Raw genomic sequence first — 19,903 nt, 5'->3', positions numbered from 1 at the left:
AAACAGTGGGAACTGTTTTAGCGCTTTTTTATTAACAATTCATTTGCATATTGGCGTGCCCATTGATCCGCCTCTAATATAGCATCTAGTGAAGGATCTTTTACGTTATGATGAGCTTCAACTGTTTTGTAAATTGTTTTTTCGATATCGAAAAAGGCAATTTCATTTTTTAAGAATAGTGCATTCGCAATTTCATTTGCTGCATTTAATACAGCGGGAGTAGTACCACCGATTTTGCCACATTCATATGCGTATTGTAGACAAGGGAACTTCTCTAAATTTGGTTTTTCAAAATGTAAACTACCGATTTCTAATAAATTTAGTTTTTCATAGGAAGAAGGTAGCCGAGTAGGATAGTGAAACGCATATTGAATCGGCATTCTCATATCAGGAGCACCGAGCTGTGCCATAACTGATCCATCAATAAATTCTACTAAAGAATGAATGATACTTTCTTTATGAATCATTACATCAATTTTTTCATATGGAATATCAAATAGCCATCTCGCTTCCATTACTTCGAACCCTTTATTCATTAATGTGGCAGAATCAATCGTTAGTTTTGCGCCCATTAACCAGTTTGGGTGCTTTAAAGCATCTTTTGCTTGTAATGTTTGCATTTCATCACGTGTTTTATCACGGAATGCACCGCCAGAAGCTGTAACGATTAATTTCTCAATTTCTTTATTATTTTCTCCGTTTAAACATTGGAAAATAGCTGAATGTTCGCTATCTACTGGAATTAAGCGACATCCGTTTTGTTTCGCTAGTTCAGTTACGATATGTCCAGCTGCAACTAACGTTTCTTTATTAGCGATGGCAATATCTTTCTTCGCCTTTAATGCTTCAATCGTTGGAAGTAGTCCGGAAACTCCGACAACAGAACTTAATACAAGATTTGAATCAGGGTGAGTAGCTACCGCAATTAAGCCATCAGTTCCGTATGTGATTTTTGTATTCACTGAAATACGCGTACGAAGCGTGTCTGCTAAGTCTTTTGTTGCAACGCTTACAATACGAGGTTGAAACGTTTTGATTTGTTGCTCAAGAAGATCGATATTATAATTTGCGGTTAAACCGACGATTTTGAAATGTTCGGGATGAGCTGAAACGACATCTAATGCAGATGTGCCGATGGATCCTGTGGAACCTAAAATGGATATATATTTTACCATGAAAAAACCTCCAAAGTTGTTTCGAATATTTCTGCAAACCTATATAATATTAGACAATTGAAGTGGAAATTCCTGCTATATAAAATAGAAAATTCGGGTTTGTTTGGAAGTGAAATGTGATAAACTGTAAAAAATAACGAAAAAGCAATGAAAGAGAAGAGTACATATTCGAAACTTTTCAGAGAGCTGATATGTGGTGAGAATCAGTAAGGGATGAATATGGAATGGACTCTGGAGCTTCTAACTGAAATGAGTAGGTAAAGACGGTTACTTCACGTTATTGAAGTATGAAGTGAGCTAATGATAGCTAATTAAGGTGGTACCGCGGGAGTCTCTCGTCCTTTTTAAGGATGAGGGGCTCTTTTTATTTTGCGAAAGGAGGAGTTAGTGTGAGTGAAAAAATAATGTTAACAGGAATTAAGCCGACAGGTTATCCGCATTTAGGGAATTATATTGGTGCGATTAAACCTGCATTACAAATGTCAAAGAATAATGAAGGAAAAGCATTGTACTTTATAGCTGATTATCATGCATTAAATGCTGTGCATGATTCAGAAAAGTTCAGCAGTTATACGAAAGAGGTAGCAGCTACTTGGTTATCGCTTGGACTTGGGGAAGATGTTGTTTTTTATCGGCAAACAGAAGTACCAGAAATTCTAGAATTAGCTTGGATTTTAGCTTGCCTAACTCCGAAAGGTCTTATGAACCGTGCTCATGCGTATAAAGCGAAGGTGGAGCAAAATAAAGAAGCGGGGTTAGAGGTCGATGCAGGAGTGAATATGGGGTTATATACGTATCCGATTTTAATGGCAGCTGACATATTATTATTTCAAGCTACCCATGTACCAGTTGGAAAAGACCAAATTCAGCATATTGAAATTGCGCGTGATATTGCGACGTATTTTAATCATACATTTGGCACGACATTTACACTTCCGGAGTATGTCATACAAGAAGAAGGAGCTATTTTACCTGGTCTTGACGGAAGGAAGATGAGTAAAAGTTACGGAAATGTGATCCCATTATTTGCAGAGCAAGAAAAACTACGAAAGTTAATATTTAAAATCAAAACAGATTCTTCACTTCCAAATGAACCGAAAGAACTAGAAACCTTATTTACAATTTATAAAGAATTTGCGACAGAAGACGAAATACAGTCATTACGTGAAAAATATGAGACTGGAATCGGATGGGGCGATGTGAAAAAAGAGTTGTTTCGCGTAGTAGATCGAGAGTTAGCTGGACCTCGTGAGAAATACACTATGTATATGAATGAAACGAATTTATTATATGAAGCGTTGGAAAACGGTGCTGAGAAGGCACGCGCTATTGCAAAGGTAAATTTAGCGGAAATTAAAAAACGGATTGGATTTGAGAGGGAACGTTAAGCGTTCCCTTATTTTTTTTGATAATCTGTAATAATCCTCTCAATAACAGAGGGAAGATTATTAGGTAATTCATCAAGTGAAAAGAAGCGTAGTTCTTTTGATTCACTTTGATCGCATACAAGTTCACCATGAAATTCTCGGCAAATATAAACAACGAGTACACCGTGTACTTGATCGCCGTTTGGATAGATTTGAAAGAAATCTGGCCCTGAGTATGTACGGAATAGTTCTGGATTTTTAATAATAAGTCCAGTTTCTTCAAACACTTCTCGTTTTAAAGCATCTTCTAACGTTTCGTTATATTCTAGGGCACCACCAATAATGCTCCAACGGTTAAAATCTGTACGGAGCTGCAGCAATATTTCATCTTTTTCATTTAATATAATGGCGTGTGATCCTATTAGAATAAGTGGATGATTTCCTACTAGATTTCTCATATCTTCAATATAACCCATGTCATTGCTCCTTGTATTTAATAATAGCTAGGAATTTCTTTTAACATTCTTTCTGTTTTACGTGCTGTAAAGGCTAAGTTATGGTCGTCTTTCGTTCTGAAAAATAATGTGCGTAAAAAGGTTTTAATATTGGCACATAAAATACAATACTCATTAAGCGAAAGGCGTTTTCTAATTTGAGGAAGCCTTTTTATTTTTTTATGAATAATAGAAATTAACTCGTTTTGAGGAAAATCATGATACAGCATTGCTAGTAATGGAGTAACAATGCGTTCATCTTCGTTATTATGAAAAAGGTCAGATGGAATAAAGATTTTATTTAATAAACAATGAATTAATTCTTCGTACCATTCAAAAGTTGTATACGTATTATGAACAATTTCAGTAAAGGCATCAGATACGTGAGCAAGACAATGAGCCCATCCTTTATTTTCGATATAGCCCCGAAAATCCGTTTCTAAGTTTGTGTATGTAATGAGTTTATTTTTTATTTCTTCGATATCCTCCTCTGTACAAAAGTAGTGCGAATTAGCGAATTGGAGTATTAACGCAATTAACGAAACAGTGTAAGAACGTGTGAAAACCCCATCTGTATGTGGGGAGTAAATGTCACAATATAAATACTCATCACTTAAACAAGTTTGCAGAAGTAATTTCAGCTGATCGTCCATAAGGAATTCATGATGAATGAAATGCGCAAAACATTTATATATAAGTTGGTAACGAACGTAGCTATCAGTCGTTCCGATATACTGAAGCATGTTCAAAGTTAACTCATTTACGTCTATATGCTGTAGTTGCGTATAGTCATTTTGTTGTATAAGCTCTAACTGTTGTTGCAATGCTGTAATATCCACTGGAGAACCTCCTCCGCACTTTAAAGATGCGATCTTTTCTAGTATTCTATATATTCAAGGACAATCCTGCTCATGCAAGGAGAACGATTAGAAATTCGAGTATGATATAGATGAGGGAAGAATATGACGACGATAGAACAGTTAGAAAAACATTTTAAAATAAGAAGAAGTGCTTCTTCTATTATGATAAAAGAAAATAATGCAGAGATTTTTACAGAAGAGCAATTAGAGGAAATGATGCAATATTGCGTTGCTGAAGCTAAAAAAGATGGATTAGAAAAACTACATTTTGAAATCTCTTCAAAAAGTCCAAATTATGATGTGTATAAAAAATGTTTTGAAACGTATTCATTTGAATATGTTACGGAAAACATGATTGTATTTAAAGATATATATGAAGTAGAAGATGCAGAAAGTGAAATTGATTTTAAGCTTATTGAAGAAGTTGGAGAAGAGGCTTTTTATTCACTGTGGAATGAAGCGACGGGAGAACCAGTCGCTCATGATCAATTTGTGCATATGATGCTACAAGAAATTGGTGAGCAATGGAAAGAACATTGCTTAACAGCGAGTGTTGATGAAGAGCCGATAGGAATTGTAATCCCGCATATTGAAAGAGGTACGTTAGAAGAAGGGAAACTTATGTACTTCGCAGTTACTCCAAATATGCGTAATAAGGGATATGAAGCGGCATTATTTGCAGGTGCGATGTTTGTCTTAAAGGAAATAGGTGCATCTTATTATATTGGTGAGACAAATATACAAAATGAATGGATGAAGGATGTTTTTGAAAAGAATGGATGTCAGCTGTTTAGTTCAACTGAGAGATATGTGAGAAAGTTTTAGGAGGATGAATGATGTATACTCTCGAACTCGTATAGCGGGAGGAGACTATATATGTTAAAGCAATCCATGCATTCATTCGTGTTATTGTATCCAAATGTATTGTTAGAAGGCTGGAATGTTGAAAAAGTTTCAGAACGTTATGAAGGTGAAAAGTGGGGAAGTTTTTGGTTTCAGGTTGTTACTCCAACTGGGATGTTTCGAGTAAAGGAATTTTTTCTCGATATAATGGAACCAGTATTTCCGGATAGCTGTATTTCTCAAGCAAAAGGAGATTGTTTTCATTATAAAGGGCTTGTGTATTGGAAAGGTATAAATTATAAAGGAAAAGAAAGTTACGTTACATCTATATGGAAAACACAAGTTGAAATTTCTGTTGATCATGGATATGTAAACCAAGACGAAATGGAACGATTTCTATTTGAATTACAACCAGTAAATATGGAGCTTGGGAAAACGATATTACATACATCATTTCACTTATTAAGCTTTCAAGCGAAGAGAAGTGAAATGGGTGAGATAGGAAGATGTAGAGAGTGGAATGCTCCAGATGACGTATCCTATGTAAATTTGTTAATTCATGAAAAACTAAATTGGAAACTTGAATCGGTCGGTTTCGGAAATGATGAAACGCAGTATGTATACTGGGACGAAGTTAATAAACTATATGCACTTTGGGTTTGTAGACATAAAAACAAAGCGTATTATCCTATTTCTTCATGGACAATGAACTATGGCCCAAAACAAATTATAAACGGGTTAGAGTTTTATCCGCACCCTAATCGCGGAACAGTTGTATACGAAGATTTAGGTAATGAACAAATCGCATACGTATTTCGTGGTAATCCATGTACAAATTTTGAACAAGTAAAAGAACTTTTCGCCTGTTTGTAAGATAAAAAGAAAAATGAGAACGACAAAGTAGTTATTCCTATAATAAAATAGAGTAAGATTTGACTATAAGAGAAAGCGTTGGTGAAAGAATGGAGCAGCAAAGAAATTGGCTACAAGCAACTGTAGAGAGAAATGAAGATAATACGTTACAAATAAAATGGGAAAATAATATAGAAGAAGTTCGTATTTATTGGAGTACTTCACCAGAACATATTGAAGAAACTGGAGAATTACTTGCAACGGTAAATGGAGAATTATCATATACAATTGAAAACCCGAGTGAAAATGAACGTCCATATTTTAGATTAGTAGGAAGTAATGGACAAGCAGTAACAGTAGCTGAGCGTAGACTGCCATTACAAGGCGCGTTTAACTTCCGTGATATGGGAGGATATGAAACGACAGAAGGCCGTAAAGTGAAATGGGGCAAATTATACCGTTCTGAAGAATTAGCAGGACTAACAGAATGGGATATTGCGTATTTACAAAAGTCTGGCTTAAAGTTAATTTGTGATTACCGTACAGACTTTGAAGTGAAGCATAAGCCGAATCCAGAAATTACAGGTGTTCGTCAAGTGTGCTTACCAGTTATGCAAGACTTAGCGAAAGACTTAAATATAAATGAGTTTTTCCAAGTTGGTGACCTTTCTATGTTAGGAAAACCAGGTGAGTATCTTGTGAAAATGAATCAAGATTTCGTAAGTGGCAACGAGGCATTCGTGAGCTTCTTAAACTTAGCGCAAAACCCGGAAAACTTACCGTTAGTAAACCACTGTACAGCTGGAAAAGATCGTACTGGATTTGGTTCAGCATTATTACTACTTTTACTAGGTGTACCAGAAAAAACAGTAATGGAAGACTACTTACTAAGTAACGGATTCCGTGAAAAGCTAAATGAAAAAATGATGGCCTTTTTAGGTGCGAAATTACAAAACGATGAGAGCAGAGCGATATTAGGTGCAATGTTTGAAGCACGTGCTGAATACTTGCAAGCTGCGATTGGTGAAATTCAAAAGCAATACGGATCAGTTGAAGCATACGCTGAAAAAGCTCTTGGCTTTACGAAAGAGTCGTTAGAGGAAATGAAAGAGTTATTGCTAGAAGATTAATAATGAGAAGGAGGCTGAGTGGATTAGCCTCCTTTTACTATTGTTGCTATAATTTTGTTAATGAGGATGTTGTGCACAGAGGAGAAAATGGATGAAAAGAACTTAAGAATCGGGGGATAAAATGATTCATACACGTGTAAAAGCAGAGGGGTTAAGAGAGAAGCTGGCAACAATACTAAGTCAAGAGTATAAGGAACTAGCTATTCAAGATTTAAAGGTGATTGGAACGGGAGTACAAAATATTGTTTTTCAAGGAGATTCAGAAAAGGGGTCTTTGGCATTTCGAGTACCGTGGGAAAGAGAAGTGGAAAATATAAATGAAGACTTATTTAACAGTCGGATTTCGTTGCAAAAGGAAGCGGAGCTGTCTAAGTATTGTCATTCAAAAGGTATTCCAGTACCAAGGATACACGGATTGCATCTTTCAACCGAACTTGATTTTTTAATTTCGGATTGTGTGTATGCTGATCATATGCCAATTTCCGCATGCAAAATAGGGGAGTTAGTGAGCAATCTTCATAGTATGCCAATTGATGGTTTGTATTACAAACAAAATATTAGAGAGCCCATTAGTAAGTATATAGCAGAACGAATTGTGAAACGGATAGAAGGGTTTAATACAATCACGAACTGCAAAATTAATCTTCCGGATACAAAAACAATTGAATATATTCTTAGTACAGCAGATCATATAAAATGTTTATTACATATGGACATTCGACCAGCCAATTTAATCGGGTATAATGGAGAAGTTAAAGCAATAGTTGATTGGGATAATGCTTTAATTGGTCATCCATTGCTGGAGCTTATGAGAATAGCTGAAACAAATGAGGTTAGTTGGGATGAATTTAAAGATGGATATAAGAATGATAGTATCTTTAATGTTACTCCTCATATTGTTAGTTTATTTTATAGACTAGATACAGCAGTCATGCTAGCAAACTTATTTATAGCACATTTGAAAATAAAAGATAAAGGTGTATTCTATAAAGAGCGGGTTAAAGCGCTTCATCACGACATATATAAAAACTTATAAGCAATGAGAACGAAGCTTTTAAAATAGGAATTGAGGAGAACATCATGAAATACAAATTTATATTATTCGACGTAGACGATACATTATTAGATTTCCCTGAAACAGAAAGACACGCATTACATAATGCGTTTGTACAGTTTGGTATGCCTACAGGGTATAATGATTATCTTGCAAGTTATAAAGAGATTAGTAATGGATTATGGAGAGATTTAGAAAATAAAATGATTACGCTAAGTGAATTAGCCGTAGAGCGATTTAGACAATTATTTGCACTTCATAATATAGCCGTAGATGCGCAGCAATTTAGTGATGTATACCTTGAAAATTTAGGGAAGGAAGTACATCTTATAGAAGGCGCAGTACAATTATGTGAAAATCTTCAAGATTGCAAGTTAGGTATTATTACGAATGGATATACGAAGGTGCAACAATCAAGAATCGGAAATTCGCCTTTATGTAATTTCTTTGATCACATTATTATTTCTGAAGAAGTTGGTCATCAAAAACCAGCGCGTGAGATTTTTGATTATGCATTTGAGAAATTTGGAATTACGGATAAATCAAGTGTACTAATGGTCGGAGATTCGCTAACTTCTGATATGAAAGGCGGAGAAGACTTCGGCATTGATACGTGTTGGTATAATCCGAGTTTGAAAGAGAATAAGACGAGTGTTAATCCGACTTATGAAGTGGAGAGTCTGCTACAAATTTTAGAAATTGTAGAAGTGGCTGAAGAAAAGGTAGCTTCATTTTAATTGTGCTGATATTTGTCGAAAAATCGATATATTTGAAAAATCGTTGATATATTGTAAGTTGTGATAGATATATTTGAAAAATCGCTCTTATAAGTTCGTATATTAAGATATAGAACAAAAAATAGCGCTACTATACAAGGTCATTCACGTGTTATAATGCGTGAATTAAATATGCGTATATAAATAGTTTCCTAGCGTGATGCGATGTCATGTATGATTAGTGTAACAACTAGAGGTGAATAAAGGATGTTAACGTTTTTATTTGAGTTAGATAAGAATCTCCCGCAGAAGGATGAGCCACGGTATGATGCTTATTCAAAGGGTTTTATCGAAGGAGATGTAACGATTTGCGCGAGTGACAGCGTATTTTTTCAAAAATCATGTATGAAGGTTGCAGAGCTGGGCATTTATTTAGGTCAGTGGATGGAGCAAGTTCAACATGGGCAGAACGTGCCTATGAAATATGAAACGGCTGACCGTGAAGAGGTAATTCTTGGTTTCTTCTATGAAGAGGATCATAATCAATGGAATGTTTTTTCCAGTTGGCAAGAATTTGAACTTCAAGAGCGTATAGCTACTACAACATTAATAGAGAGTGTTCAAAGCTATTTGTATGAGCTAAATAAAGAACTGCGCATGATAGAATATCCTGTGACGTTTGATCAGTACTTAAGAGGAGAGCGAATGATGCAGCTCTCTTACAAACGACTGTGTGATAGCAAAGCAGATACGACACCGATAGAGGTTTATAATGGAAGTGAGCAAGTAGGTGTAGTAAGGGGCTATTATAAAAATACGCTGATGAGAGTGCTGGATTTTATTCCGAAAATTGGTAGTAATATTATTTATGAAATAAAGGATAGTAAGGACAATATTCGCGTCATTGCAAAGGATGTAAGTAGGCAGCGCCAAAGAAAGATTTTAGTAACGTACAAAGATAATCATGATGCAGAGCATGAAATACTTGTATGTGACGGAAAGTTATTGGATGCAAATTTCTTATTTACCTTTACATATAAGGCAGAAGAATATGTTGTTCATAAAACTTCATTTGGAATGGGAAAGTTATTACGAAAGGGCTATGTAATTGCAGATTGGAATATTCGTCTTGAGGAAGATATGTATTACATTGAGATGAATGTATATGATGAAGATTACATGCAAGATCAATACTTACTATTAGGCGTATTTCATGCGGTTTTATATGGATAATCAATGAGAAATACCGTCATTCTTTCCAAGAAGAATGACGGTATTTTTTTATGTGATTCTTGTGACTGGATGCCTTTAATCAATCCTCAAAAATAAAAATCTCATCAATCGTACTATGTAATGCCTTCGCTATATCGTGAGCAAGTTGTAAGGAAGGATTGTATTTACCTTTTTCGAGATGACTAATTGTTTCACGTCGCACACCAACGCTCTTCGCTAAATCTTCTTGTGTCATGTTCAATTTGGCGCGGTATTCTTTTATTCTCGTTACGAACGCCATGGTGCATCTTCCATTTCATCAATTGGTTTATCGAAAAAGAACATAGAAAAGCCGAATGTAAGAATGAGTGTGCCGAAAATAAGAGCGATATCAATCTCTTGTAGCGTAGGGTTTGGAAATAACATTTCAATAAACATAATGATTGTGGTAGTTAGTAACGTAACGATAAATGCATTGCGACACGATTTATTGACAATTTGTTCAAACAGTTCATCGTGTTGAACTGTTCTATACGATGTGAAAAAGGAGAAGAAACAGAACATAGTAAACAATCCTTTTTCATAAAAAAATCCGAGGAAACCGAAGAAACCGAGAAATCCTAAATATTTTATCCAAGTTGTTTTCATGATAGTTCCTCCTTATGTTGTTAGAAATAAGTCACGTTATGTTATAAATATATCACAATTGGGTAGGAATGGTAATAATAGTTTTCCAGTTTGCTTCATAATAATAGTAAAAAGAGGAAATATGCTGCGAAATAAAGAGGATAATATTGTAAAATGGTTGTAAGGAGGGGGAGGAAGAAATGCTAACTTGGATCATGATCGTTGTATTACTTGTAGTAATTACTGTCATTGCGACGGTGTTAATTGGACGGAATGGTGATGCAAATTATAGCAAAGCGACAAAGGGGAATATTAAACGCTTAACAATGATTTATATTATACTAGCTGTCGTTTTAGTTGTTGGATTAGGGGTGTATATTTATTTTAAAGGTTAAATATACTGAAAAATGTAAAAATCTTAAAATAGAACTATGCTATAATATCAATATAGTTATTTGGTAATTAAGGAAAGGATTGGATGGAATGATTGAAATTACGAATGTGTCAAAAAGTTATAATGGGTCTACCTATGCAGTAAAAGACTTAAGTTTATCTGTACCTAGCGGCGAAATCTTTGGATTTTTAGGACCGAATGGTGCGGGTAAATCAACGACAATTAAGATGATTACTGGCATTCACGGGGTGGACAAAGGGACTATTACGATTAACGGAAAAAATATTATGGAAGAGCCGATGGAAGCGAAGAAGACGTTTGGTTATGTACCAGATAGTCCAGATATGTTTTTACGATTAAAAGGAATTGAATATTTAAACTTTATGGCCGATATGTATGAAGTGCCGAAAGAAGTACGACAAGAACGAATAGAGTCTTTAGCGAAGAAGTTTGATCTTTATAATGCTTTATCTGATCAAATTCAAAGTTATTCGCACGGTATGAGACAAAAAATCGTTATTATTGGTGTGCTCGTACATGAGCCAGATGTATGGATTTTAGATGAACCATTAACTGGGCTTGATCCGAAATCTGCATATATTTTAAAAGAAATGATGAGAGAACATGCGGATAAAGGAAAGATTGTATTCTTCTCTACACACGTATTAGAAGTGGCAGAAAAATTATGTGACCGCGTCGCGATTATTAATAAGGGAAACCTTCAGTTTAAAGGGAATTTAGATGAAATGAGAGATCATTTTAAATCCAATGAATCACTTGAAAAAATGTTCTTGGAGATGACGGGCAATGAGTAAAATTTGGACGTTAACGAAAGTATTATTGAAATTAAATTATGCAGATTTTATAACAGATAAGAAGAAGCGATGGGCGTATGTATTTTCATTTGCAGCTATTTTATTTGTCGGCTTTTTACTATTTGGTTCTATCACGCATGCAATGTATGAGGGAATGATACATTTAGGGCAAGATCCAGGAATGATTATCGCAATGGGACTTGCGATTGCGAGTATATGGGTATTTTTAATGAGTATTACGAACATTTTAACTGTATTTTACTACAGCAATGATATTGAAATGTTACTACCATTACCATTAAAACCAGCCCAGATTATTTCGGCAAAATTTTTAACAGTATTAATAACACAATACGTAATGAGTTCATTCATTTTATTACCAATCTTTATTACGTACGGATTAAAAAGTGGCGCATTTATTACATATTACATATATATGATTTTTATTTACTTACTCTTCCCAATTGTGCCGTTAGTACTAGCTTCGTTACTGATGACAGTTATTATGAGGTATACAAATATAGCGAAAAATAAAGACCGAGGAAATATATTTATTGGAATCGTAAGTATACTATTTATTGTAGGAATTAACGTATTTTTGCAGTGGAAAAATAAAAGTTCGTTTTCTGAAGATGCAATTGCGGATTACCTTGCAAACAACCAATCTTCTCTTTTAGTACAAATGACAAACTATTTTCCAACTACATATTTCGGAGCAGTGGCATTAGTAGAAAATGCAAATTGGAAGGGACCTTTATATGTAATAATCTTTGCAGTTATTTCATTTGTCTTCTTTGTGTTGTTTTATTACATAGCAGAGCGTACATATTTAAAAGGGGTTATTGGACTTTCAACGAGTACAGCAAAGAAACAAGTTATTTCGGCGGAAGGTTTACAGAAATCAACAGTACAAAGTTCGCATTTAAAAGCGTATGTGAAAAAAGAATTTAAAACGTTATTCCGTACACCACAATTTTTCTTAAATTGCATTGTACAAACTTTCGTTATGCCAATTATGTTGTTCTTTATTTTATTTGTGCAAGATGGAAATTTAAAGTTTATTACAGAGTATATTAACAATCCAGAGACAACGGGATTTGCAATTGGTGTTGGCCTTTGTGCATCGTTATTTTTAATGGGTAGTAACGTCATTGCAACAACGTCATTTTCGCGAGATGGAAGCTCTTGGTTTGTGAATCGTTATTTACCAGTAAAGGCTTCGGATATCTTTTTTGCGAAAGCAATCACTGCTTGGTTAATTAATGTGATCATTTTAGCAGTATTCGGTATTACGATGGCAGTTGTAGCTGGGATTTCTCCAGTCTTTATGATACTGTGGTTTTTACTAAGTGCGAACGGGTTGTTATTAATTAATTTAATCGGAACACGCTGGGACGCGCAAACTGCAGATATTCATTGGGATACAGAGCAGAAATTATTTAAAAGTCGATATACAACTTTGTGGAATTTTTTAGCTAATATTTTAATAGCTTTAATTATTGTGGGGGGAGTAAGTGTATTATACTTCTTCCTTCATGTCGGACTGTGGGTTATGTTTATCGTTTTATTTGTAATGTTTACGATTGTAAATTATATCTTTATTAAAATGTTAAAATTAGGTGCTGAACGTATACTGTCAAATATTCAATAAGAAGATAGATCCTCTGTATTCATGCAGGGGATCTGTGTATAGATGGAGGAGAAAAAGGTGAAGAAAATAGCAATTGTAACAGGGGCAACTCGTCTGAATGGAATTGGTGCAGCTGTATGCAAGGTGCTTGCTCAAAAGGGGATAGACATTTTTTTCACGTACTGGCCAAAGTATGATAAAGCGATGCCATGGGGAATGAGTGATCAAGAACCCTTTTTGCTGAAAAAGGAAATTGAAAGTTACGATGTTCGATGTGAAATGGCAGAAATCAATTTATCGCAGTCTTATTCGCCAAATCGTTTGTTTTATATGGTATCAGAACGGTTAGGTGATCCATCTATTCTAGTTAATAATGCAGTATATTCTACTCATACGAGGATTGAGGAATTAGATGTAGAGCAGTTGGATAAACATTATACAGTTAATGTTCGGGCTACTATGCTATTAAGTTCATTGTTTATAAAACATTATTCACTTAAAACGGGCGGGAGTATTATTAATCTTACTTCAGGACAGTCAGTAAGTCCAATGCCAGATGAATTAGCATATGCAGCAACGAAAGGGGCAATTGAAGCATTTACAAAGTCAGTGGCACCAGTAGCGATGGAGAAGGGGATTACTGTTAATGCTGTTGATCCAGGACCAACAAATACAGGGTGGATTACAGAGGAATTAAAACATTATTTAGTATGGAAATTCCCGCAAGGTAGAGTTGGAGAAACGATGGATGCTGCGCGCTTAATTTCTTTTTTAGTAAGTGAAGAAGCGAAATGGGTTACTGGGCAAGTCATTCACTCGAATGGTGGTTATTCATAAAAATATTATGTTAACAAATGCTGAGAAACAAAAAACGAAAGAAAATTTTATTTTTTTGTATAAATAAAATGTCAAGAAAGATAAAAATTTGATAGAAGAGTATATCGTCATATGAAGATAGTGATTCTTAATGTGACAATATACTCTTTTTCTTTTACTTGCGAGCAGAAAAATGAAGTAGAAGAAACTCGAATATTAAAATGAGTTTATCAGTTTTTGTCCGTATTATTATGAAGATTACTGTCGGAAAGATGATAATTCGTATGAAAAGGGATTTTTTAAGGGGAAATCGAATCGTAAAGGGGAGGATAAATTATGTAAAACATAGGGGGATTTATATGAAAATGAAAAAGGTCGCTATCGCATCGATTACAATTGGTACAATGCTTACTATGGCAGCTTGTAGTCCTTCAGCAGATAAAGAAACGGAAAAGAAAGAGCAAGTAACTGCGCAAAAGGATGGAGAAGCAAAAACGACAAGTGCAGATGAAGCTTCAAAAACAACGAAAGATACTGAAAAAGAAACAAATACTTCTTCAAATGAAAAAACAGATAAGGATGCAAAAAATACGAAAGAATCATCAGGAACAGAAAGTAACGGCAAAACGTCAACTCAAAACGAAAATGTAAAAACAAAAGAAAAAGAAACGACAGGAAAAACGAATGATCAAACGACTAGCGGGAAAACAGCAGATCAAAGCACAAGTACAAGCACAAACAATAACGGAAAGGTAACGAAAGATCCGAAGAAAAGTGTTGCTGTGAAAACGAATGTTAAAGAAGTTGTAGCATTAATTGATAGCTTGGACAAGCAGTTAGCTGCTAATCCGAAATTGGAAACAGTGAATAAGCTTGGCAAACAAATTAACGAAAAGTGGGATGTGATTGAAAAAGAGCTAGAAGCATCACATCCGACGGATTCTAAAACAATCGGTCAAAGTATGTATCCGTTAATTGTAGGGGCGGAGAAGGAAAAGATTGATGTTAATAAAATGAAATCATTAACGACGAAAACGAAAAAAGATTTAAATCAGTTATTGACGAAACTTTCATAGTTTCAAAAGCCTACTCGTGTGAGTAGGCCTTTTTTAGGTTGTTGTAATGTGCACAGTATAACTTATTTATTTTCATTTTCAATTACGATGCGAAAGGAACTGAATGCTTGTTGACTGACATAATCTTCTTCGCTAACTTTATAAGGAAATGGAAAAGCGACGAGTTGAAAATTACTTTCTTGATCCACTGAAGGCAATGTGAAATTAAAGATTTGTCTTGTTTCAGGTGCAACCTTAGTATAAACGACTTTTCTATTGTTAAATATTTCAACTTGTTTCCAATCTTTAAAAGCCACGATTGCGTAAGTCATTTCATCATTTGTTTCATTACCGTTTGATAAAATTAATTGCTTGCCTTCCTTTTCAAAGAAGACAGTTTGTAAGTTCTCTTCACGGTTCGTAACAAATACTGGTTCGTAAAGACCATCTTTTAAAATAGCATCTGGATCTATAAGGGGGAGTTTTATTTTTTCGTTTTCTTTCTGAAGAGGATGCATTGAATATCGCATACTTAGAATATCTTCTAAAATAGCTGCTTTATTTAAGTTATTATCTTTTAATTTGTATTCAGGTTTTTTTATTATTAAAAAGGTTAATTCACTTGCATTAGGAGAAGTGTGTAAAGAGATTTTCGTAGTCATTGAACTGTTTGGTTTCATATCAAAAAAATAGTGTGATATTTCATTAGTAGTATCTTCTATTTTAAAAGGTTTTTGTTCGTAATCTTCTAGAACAATTAATCCATATTTTCGGTTTTCATTAATAGTATGTACGAATGATAATGTTACATTAATTTTATTATCCTCACTAGTAATTGTACTGCCATTGTTAATATGTTGGCCTTGATTATCCTTCAATCCGTAAGAAATAGTATTGGTTTGTTGCTCGCGTTTATTTTCTATGGAAGGTGGATGAGGTTGTATGATTGAAGTATTGAACAAAATATAAATTGTAAGTAATGAAATAAGTAAAACACCGCTAATAATATATATTTGTTTCATAAATAGCACCTCAATATATGTAAAATATTAGAGAAAAAAGATATGCAAGATGCATATCTTTTTTCTCTTTCTTACCAGAAAGCTTTTGTTTCGTGATTCACATCATTATAACCACTTAATTTATAGGTATGATTACCGATAGCGTAATCATCTCCATAATAAATGCTTGTGTTGGTCGCTGTAGCACTTACAAAGGATGATTTTTTTGCACTATTACTTTTCGTATTTACTAATGAGCCATCGCCATTGAAAGTTCTTGCTTTTGCATAAACATAGTCTTCGGTCGTAGTTGATTTCGATTTAGCAACTGCATATGGGTTACCAAAAAAGGGAGTATATACGCTAATGTTAGAGTCATTCTTAGGTGCAGCTGCAATAGTCAAACTAGGAACACTAGATGTTTTTGTTGATTGAATTGTATCAAAGTCAACTAAAACGGGCTGCTTGTCTACAGTATCGATCTCTGAAGCACTTGCGTTATTAGTAAAACCAAAACCTAAAACCGCTAACCCTAAAGTTGTCACCGATAAAGATTTTTTCATATTCACTAATTTTCCCACCTTTTTAAATTTTTGAGTTCGAACTCAATTCATACAATATATGAAAATTTCGAAACTCTCAATGGTTTATCCCATACTTAACTTTTCTTTTACTTTCGATTCAACATGTCTTCATTTGCAAAAAAGCGAATATATCTTCTAATGCTTAGCCAGCAAGGGATACAGGTTTAATTTTATGAAATTCATGTAAATTTAAATCTATTCATGTCAGAATCTCTGTTATTTTTAAGTTCATATGGGAAACTTATTAAAAAAAGGATGGTGACAAAAATGACAATCGATCGAATTTGTACAATTGGACCCGCAAGTAATAATAAAGAAACGTTAGCGCAGTTAATAAAGAATGGTATGAAAATTGTTCGACTGAATTTATCGCATGGCACGCATGAAAGTCATAAAGACATCATTCGTTTAGTGAAATCATTAGATGACTCTACTAAATTTTTGGGTGATGTACAAGGACCTAAAATAAGATTAGGTGAAGTGAAGGGAGGGCAAATTACACTTCAGGCAGGAGATTCTTTTATTTTACATACACAACCAGTTACAGGGAGTAATACAGAAGCGAGTGTTGATTATGAAGGAATACCGAATGATGTGAAAGTAGGCAGTAGAATTTTAATTAATGATGGAGAAGTTGAATTAATTGTTGAAAAGATAAGTACGGACAAAATAGAAACGAAGGTAAAAACAGGTGGCAATATCTCATCTCATAAAGGAGTTAATTTACCAGATGCGGCTGTTCGTTTACCAGCTATTACAGAGAAAGATAAAAAAGATATTCAGTTTCTTTTAGAGGAGAATGTTGATTTTATCGCATGTTCTTTCGTAAGAAAACCTAGTCATATAAAAGAAATACGAGATTTTATACAACAGTATAAAGAAACGTCACCTAATGTAATTGCAAAAATAGAAACGATGGAAGCAATCGAGAATTTTCAGGATATATGTAAAGAAGCAGATGGAATTATGATTGCAAGGGGCGATTTAGGAGTAGAGTTACCGTATCAATGCATTCCGCTTTTACAGAAAATGATGATTCAGGAATGTAATCGAACGAATACATATGTCATTACAGCAACACAAATGCTTCAATCTATGGTAGATCATTCTATTCCAACAAGGGCTGAGGTGACTGATGTGTTTCAAGCTGTACTGGACGGGACGAATGCAGTTATGCTTTCAGCTGAAAGTGCATCAGGAGAACATCCAATCGAAAGTGTGAGAACATTACGTCTCGTTTCAGAATTTGCGGAGCATGTTAAAAAAGATGGACCTTTTGCGATGAAAGATGTACTGCAATTACTGCGTGAGTCTCTGGATGAGTAATAAAAAGAGGGCGGATATGCATCCGCCCTCGTGTTTTTCATTCATACTATTCTTGCTCTTGCTCATCCAAAATCTTTTCAAACGCAGCAGATACTTTATCAAACTCTTCATCATTTTCAATGTATGAAAACTCATTATCTTCTTCTACTTTTAAAAAGAAAATATCAATGTCTTCCTCAGTTTCTGTTTGGATATCTTCAACAAAGGCAACTGCAATATATTCTGCGCCTTCGACATCCATCGCTCCAAGTACTTCTACTTCTTGCTCTTCGTTATTCTCATCACTAAGAGTAAACACTTCGCCAACTTCAATATCAGACATATTCATTCTCCTCCTGTTCGACTCTAAAAAATAGAGTGCTCAAACTGTATACATACTAACATATCTTTCCATGAAAAACCAAATTCATACATAAGAAAAACGACTAATAGTTCTTTAGTATAAGTATCCAGCCATTAGGAGCATTATTTGTGTGTGCTATATTACTTAATCCATTCAACAATTGTATCCATAGTCTGTCTTGTTTTATCACGTTTTGGATCTTCTTTACGGTAACCAAAGGCAACCATAACTGATACTTCAAGATTATCGCCTTGTATAATGCCTTCTTGACGAAGTAAGGAGTCTACTTTCTCTTTATCGAATCCTTCTATCGGACAAGAATCAATGCCGATTTGAGCTGCGCTCGTCATCATATTACCTAAAGCAATATAAGTTTGTTTAGATGCCCAATCAAATACAGTACGATCGGATTGTAATAAGTTAAAATCTGTTTCCTGGAACTTTTTGAAGAATTCATATCTAATTTTTTGAGTGTCTTCAGGCAATCCAATAATATCGTTCATCATATATTTAATATACTCTGCATCATAATGCATATCTTTAATGTTTCTTGAAAGAACAATGACGAAATGGCTTGCTGTTGCAAGTTGCCCACCAGCGCCCCATGAATACGGTTGTAGTTTTTCTCTTAATTCTTTATTTTGTACGACAATAAATTTCCAAGGTTCATATCCAAAAGAAGAAGGAGATAATCTGCCTGTTTCTAAAATGAATTTAAAATCCTCTTCTGAAATTTTGTGCATAGGATCGAACTCTTTACATGCATGTCTGAAATGAAAAGCCTCCATAATTTTCTCTTTTGTAATTTCGTTTGTATTTGTCATAAAAGTTCCTCTTTTCGTTAATTTATTTTGTAAGTAAATTATATTTTTAAAGTAACATAGATACAAGTACGCACATTTATGTGTTATAGTATCAAAAAAGATACTATTGTTAAGGGAAGGGATTTATTATGGATTGTTCAAATGAAAAAAATATAAATTACCCATTTTTAAATAAATATTCTTGTCCAGTTGAAGCGATGGTAGAGGTGATTGGTGGAAAATGGAAAGGTGTTATTTTGTATCATTTATTAGATGGGAAAAAGAGGTTTAATGAATTAAAAAGATTAAAACCTAATATCACACAAAGAATGTTAACACTTCAGCTTAGAGAACTTGAAGCAGATGGCATCATACATCGTGAAGTATACCGTGAAGTGCCACCTAAAGTAGAATATTCGTTAACCGATCTTGGTGAATCACTACGTCCAGTGATTCTATTAATGATGGAATGGGCAACTCATAATATGGAGAAAGTTTTGGAGAGTAGGAATGCACAAAATAAAAGTTAATAGATGAAAGTGGTATAGTAGAGAAGGATATGAATTTTTCTTAAATTGGTAGTGAAATTAGAAAACCATATATTATTAAAATAGGTAATTGGATGTTAAAGTTTTGTAAGATTAAATTGAGTATAATTATTTTATGTAAACTAATTGCCCGGTTATCTATCAAATGAAAAATCTATGTATCGTTGATATAGTGTAAATTATGATAGATATATTCGGAAAATCGTTAATATAATTTCACTTATGAAGGTGTTGTTCATTAAGGGAAAAGGGCTGTCA

At 34.2% G+C, this 19,903-nt stretch carries 23 protein-coding genes and 1 other annotated feature; of the genes, 14 read left to right on the top strand and 9 right to left on the bottom strand.

Annotated features, from left to right (window positions below; genetic code table 11):
- Positions 1 to 17: 17 nt before the first annotated feature.
- Positions 18 to 1,175, bottom strand: a complete 1,158-nt coding sequence (locus BHV55_RS16575) for a 1-deoxy-D-xylulose-5-phosphate reductoisomerase (protein ID WP_070756799.1) — start codon at positions 1,173 to 1,175, stop codon at positions 18 to 20.
- 138 nt (positions 1,176 to 1,313) lie between these two features.
- Positions 1,314 to 1,521: a binding site (T-box leader), on the top strand.
- Positions 1,522 to 1,564: 43 nt separating this feature from the next.
- Between BHV55_RS16575 and BHV55_RS16570 the strand changes: the two genes are divergently transcribed.
- Positions 1,565 to 2,563 (top strand): tryptophan--tRNA ligase, encoded by a 999-nt coding sequence (locus BHV55_RS16570; protein WP_070756797.1) that lies wholly within the window; start codon positions 1,565 to 1,567, stop codon positions 2,561 to 2,563.
- Between the two features lie 8 nt (positions 2,564 to 2,571).
- Here the strand turns inward: BHV55_RS16570 and BHV55_RS16565 are convergent, their stop codons facing one another.
- Both BHV55_RS16565 and BHV55_RS16560 read right to left on the bottom strand, forming a co-directional pair.
- The gene (locus BHV55_RS16565) at positions 2,572 to 3,018 is read right to left on the bottom strand and encodes an NUDIX hydrolase (RefSeq protein ID WP_000540453.1); all 447 of its coding nucleotides are present in this window, start codon (positions 3,016 to 3,018) and stop codon (positions 2,572 to 2,574) included.
- Positions 3,019 to 3,035: 17 nt separating this feature from the next.
- Positions 3,036 to 3,875, bottom strand: coding sequence for a DUF2785 domain-containing protein (locus BHV55_RS16560; protein WP_000355453.1), 840 nt, complete (start codon positions 3,873 to 3,875; stop codon positions 3,036 to 3,038).
- A 123-nt stretch (positions 3,876 to 3,998) separates the two neighbouring features.
- Here BHV55_RS16560 and BHV55_RS16555 point away from each other — a divergent pair, with 123 nt between their 5' ends.
- The 6 genes from BHV55_RS16555 (at position 3,999) to BHV55_RS16530 (ending at position 9,724) form a co-directional block, all read left to right on the top strand.
- Positions 3,999 to 4,721: a GNAT family N-acetyltransferase gene (locus tag BHV55_RS16555; protein WP_070756795.1), complete on the top strand. Its 723-nt coding sequence runs from the start codon at positions 3,999 to 4,001 to the stop codon at positions 4,719 to 4,721.
- A gap of 51 nt (positions 4,722 to 4,772) precedes the next feature.
- Entirely contained in the window at positions 4,773 to 5,612 is an 840-nt protein-coding gene (locus BHV55_RS16550) for a hypothetical protein (RefSeq protein WP_002102212.1), read from the top strand.
- 89 nt (positions 5,613 to 5,701) lie between these two features.
- Positions 5,702 to 6,721, top strand: coding sequence for a tyrosine-protein phosphatase (locus BHV55_RS16545; protein WP_070756793.1), 1,020 nt, complete (start codon positions 5,702 to 5,704; stop codon positions 6,719 to 6,721).
- Between the two features lie 121 nt (positions 6,722 to 6,842).
- Positions 6,843 to 7,757: a phosphotransferase family protein gene (locus BHV55_RS16540; protein WP_070756792.1), complete on the top strand. Its 915-nt coding sequence runs from the start codon at positions 6,843 to 6,845 to the stop codon at positions 7,755 to 7,757.
- 44 nt (positions 7,758 to 7,801) lie between these two features.
- The gene (locus tag BHV55_RS16535) at positions 7,802 to 8,512 is read left to right on the top strand and encodes a YjjG family noncanonical pyrimidine nucleotidase (protein WP_065703623.1); all 711 of its coding nucleotides are present in this window, start codon (positions 7,802 to 7,804) and stop codon (positions 8,510 to 8,512) included.
- A gap of 246 nt (positions 8,513 to 8,758) precedes the next feature.
- Positions 8,759 to 9,724: a tubby C-terminal domain-like protein gene (locus BHV55_RS16530; RefSeq protein WP_070756790.1), complete on the top strand. Its 966-nt coding sequence runs from the start codon at positions 8,759 to 8,761 to the stop codon at positions 9,722 to 9,724.
- 79 nt (positions 9,725 to 9,803) lie between these two features.
- Here BHV55_RS16530 and BHV55_RS16525 read toward each other — a convergent pair whose 3' ends face one another.
- Together BHV55_RS16525 and BHV55_RS16520 are read right to left on the bottom strand one after the other, a co-directional pair.
- Positions 9,804 to 10,004 (bottom strand): helix-turn-helix transcriptional regulator, encoded by a 201-nt coding sequence (locus tag BHV55_RS16525; RefSeq protein ID WP_000896323.1) that lies wholly within the window; start codon positions 10,002 to 10,004, stop codon positions 9,804 to 9,806.
- Complete coding sequence (locus BHV55_RS16520) at positions 9,992 to 10,351, bottom strand: DUF3796 domain-containing protein (protein WP_000859225.1); 360 nt, start codon at positions 10,349 to 10,351, stop codon at positions 9,992 to 9,994. The genes BHV55_RS16525 and BHV55_RS16520 overlap by 13 nt, the downstream gene beginning before the upstream one ends.
- A gap of 179 nt (positions 10,352 to 10,530) precedes the next feature.
- Here BHV55_RS16520 and BHV55_RS16515 point away from each other — a divergent pair, with 179 nt between their 5' ends.
- From BHV55_RS16515 to BHV55_RS16495, 5 genes are all read left to right on the top strand, one after another.
- A complete protein-coding gene (locus tag BHV55_RS16515; RefSeq protein ID WP_000958863.1) occupies positions 10,531 to 10,725 on the top strand; it encodes a hypothetical protein in 195 nt (64 codons plus the stop codon).
- An 88-nt stretch (positions 10,726 to 10,813) separates the two neighbouring features.
- The gene (locus BHV55_RS16510; RefSeq protein WP_000570206.1) at positions 10,814 to 11,539 is read left to right on the top strand and encodes an ABC transporter ATP-binding protein; all 726 of its coding nucleotides are present in this window, start codon (positions 10,814 to 10,816) and stop codon (positions 11,537 to 11,539) included.
- A complete protein-coding gene (locus tag BHV55_RS16505) occupies positions 11,532 to 13,190 on the top strand; it encodes a putative ABC transporter permease subunit (RefSeq protein WP_000036884.1) in 1,659 nt (552 codons plus the stop codon). The genes BHV55_RS16510 and BHV55_RS16505 overlap by 8 nt, the downstream gene beginning before the upstream one ends.
- A gap of 57 nt (positions 13,191 to 13,247) precedes the next feature.
- The gene (locus BHV55_RS16500) at positions 13,248 to 14,006 is read left to right on the top strand and encodes an SDR family oxidoreductase (protein WP_033685810.1); all 759 of its coding nucleotides are present in this window, start codon (positions 13,248 to 13,250) and stop codon (positions 14,004 to 14,006) included.
- Between the two features lie 338 nt (positions 14,007 to 14,344).
- Positions 14,345 to 15,061: a hypothetical protein gene (locus BHV55_RS16495; protein WP_070756788.1), complete on the top strand. Its 717-nt coding sequence runs from the start codon at positions 14,345 to 14,347 to the stop codon at positions 15,059 to 15,061.
- Positions 15,062 to 15,123: 62 nt separating this feature from the next.
- On the opposite strand, the gene BHV55_RS16490 is transcribed toward BHV55_RS16495, so the two are convergent.
- Both BHV55_RS16490 and BHV55_RS16485 read right to left on the bottom strand, forming a co-directional pair.
- Positions 15,124 to 16,062: a hypothetical protein gene (locus tag BHV55_RS16490; protein ID WP_048568378.1), complete on the bottom strand. Its 939-nt coding sequence runs from the start codon at positions 16,060 to 16,062 to the stop codon at positions 15,124 to 15,126.
- 71 nt (positions 16,063 to 16,133) lie between these two features.
- Positions 16,134 to 16,610, bottom strand: coding sequence for a hypothetical protein (locus BHV55_RS16485; protein ID WP_001056346.1), 477 nt, complete (start codon positions 16,608 to 16,610; stop codon positions 16,134 to 16,136).
- Between the two features lie 282 nt (positions 16,611 to 16,892).
- Here BHV55_RS16485 and BHV55_RS16480 point away from each other — a divergent pair, with 282 nt between their 5' ends.
- On the top strand, positions 16,893 to 17,951 hold the full coding sequence (locus BHV55_RS16480) for a pyruvate kinase (protein ID WP_053512615.1): 1,059 nt from the start codon (positions 16,893 to 16,895) through the stop codon (positions 17,949 to 17,951).
- A gap of 46 nt (positions 17,952 to 17,997) precedes the next feature.
- Here BHV55_RS16480 and BHV55_RS16475 read toward each other — a convergent pair whose 3' ends face one another.
- Together BHV55_RS16475 and BHV55_RS16470 are read right to left on the bottom strand one after the other, a co-directional pair.
- Positions 17,998 to 18,279 (bottom strand): DUF1292 domain-containing protein, encoded by a 282-nt coding sequence (locus BHV55_RS16475; protein ID WP_002005464.1) that lies wholly within the window; start codon positions 18,277 to 18,279, stop codon positions 17,998 to 18,000.
- A 155-nt stretch (positions 18,280 to 18,434) separates the two neighbouring features.
- Positions 18,435 to 19,118, bottom strand: coding sequence for an NAD(P)H-dependent oxidoreductase (locus BHV55_RS16470; RefSeq protein ID WP_000185718.1), 684 nt, complete (start codon positions 19,116 to 19,118; stop codon positions 18,435 to 18,437).
- 128 nt (positions 19,119 to 19,246) lie between these two features.
- On the opposite strand from BHV55_RS16470, the gene BHV55_RS16465 reads away from it, so the two are divergent.
- Positions 19,247 to 19,627, top strand: coding sequence for a winged helix-turn-helix transcriptional regulator (locus BHV55_RS16465; RefSeq protein ID WP_000340643.1), 381 nt, complete (start codon positions 19,247 to 19,249; stop codon positions 19,625 to 19,627).
- Positions 19,628 to 19,903: the final 276 nt, after the last annotated feature.

The organism is Bacillus sp. RZ2MS9 (assembly GCF_001816185.2).
Classification (GTDB): domain Bacteria; phylum Bacillota; class Bacilli; order Bacillales; family Bacillaceae_G; genus Bacillus_A; species Bacillus_A cereus.
Note: the sequence above shows the minus strand (reverse complement) of the source record. Positions and strands in the feature narration are given on the sequence as shown.

What these genes read in the sequence shown, in the direction of transcription:
- BHV55_RS16575 (WP_070756799.1), bottom strand. Translation starts at nt 1,175, where the DNA reads ATGGTAAAATATATATCCATTTTAGGTTCCACAGGATCCATCGGCACA.
- BHV55_RS16565 (WP_000540453.1), bottom strand. Translation starts at nt 3,018, where the DNA reads ATGGGTTATATTGAAGATATGAGAAATCTAGTAGGAAATCATCCACTT.
- BHV55_RS16555 (WP_070756795.1), top strand. Translation starts at nt 3,999, where the DNA reads ATGACGACGATAGAACAGTTAGAAAAACATTTTAAAATAAGAAGAAGT.
- BHV55_RS16550 (WP_002102212.1), top strand. Translation starts at nt 4,773, where the DNA reads ATGTTAAAGCAATCCATGCATTCATTCGTGTTATTGTATCCAAATGTA.
- BHV55_RS16545 (WP_070756793.1), top strand. Translation starts at nt 5,702, where the DNA reads ATGGAGCAGCAAAGAAATTGGCTACAAGCAACTGTAGAGAGAAATGAA.
- BHV55_RS16540 (WP_070756792.1), top strand. Translation starts at nt 6,843, where the DNA reads ATGATTCATACACGTGTAAAAGCAGAGGGGTTAAGAGAGAAGCTGGCA.
- BHV55_RS16535 (WP_065703623.1), top strand. Translation starts at nt 7,802, where the DNA reads ATGAAATACAAATTTATATTATTCGACGTAGACGATACATTATTAGAT.
- BHV55_RS16530 (WP_070756790.1), top strand. Translation starts at nt 8,759, where the DNA reads ATGTTAACGTTTTTATTTGAGTTAGATAAGAATCTCCCGCAGAAGGAT.
- BHV55_RS16525 (WP_000896323.1), bottom strand. Translation starts at nt 10,004, where the DNA reads ATGGCGTTCGTAACGAGAATAAAAGAATACCGCGCCAAATTGAACATG.
- BHV55_RS16520 (WP_000859225.1), bottom strand. Translation starts at nt 10,351, where the DNA reads ATGAAAACAACTTGGATAAAATATTTAGGATTTCTCGGTTTCTTCGGT.
- BHV55_RS16515 (WP_000958863.1), top strand. Translation starts at nt 10,531, where the DNA reads ATGCTAACTTGGATCATGATCGTTGTATTACTTGTAGTAATTACTGTC.
- BHV55_RS16510 (WP_000570206.1), top strand. Translation starts at nt 10,814, where the DNA reads ATGATTGAAATTACGAATGTGTCAAAAAGTTATAATGGGTCTACCTAT.
- BHV55_RS16505 (WP_000036884.1), top strand. Translation starts at nt 11,532, where the DNA reads ATGAGTAAAATTTGGACGTTAACGAAAGTATTATTGAAATTAAATTAT.
- BHV55_RS16495 (WP_070756788.1), top strand. Translation starts at nt 14,345, where the DNA reads ATGAAAATGAAAAAGGTCGCTATCGCATCGATTACAATTGGTACAATG.
- BHV55_RS16490 (WP_048568378.1), bottom strand. Translation starts at nt 16,062, where the DNA reads ATGAAACAAATATATATTATTAGCGGTGTTTTACTTATTTCATTACTT.
- BHV55_RS16480 (WP_053512615.1), top strand. Translation starts at nt 16,893, where the DNA reads ATGACAATCGATCGAATTTGTACAATTGGACCCGCAAGTAATAATAAA.
- BHV55_RS16475 (WP_002005464.1), bottom strand. Translation starts at nt 18,279, where the DNA reads ATGAATATGTCTGATATTGAAGTTGGCGAAGTGTTTACTCTTAGTGAT.
- BHV55_RS16470 (WP_000185718.1), bottom strand. Translation starts at nt 19,118, where the DNA reads ATGACAAATACAAACGAAATTACAAAAGAGAAAATTATGGAGGCTTTT.
- BHV55_RS16465 (WP_000340643.1), top strand. Translation starts at nt 19,247, where the DNA reads ATGGATTGTTCAAATGAAAAAAATATAAATTACCCATTTTTAAATAAA.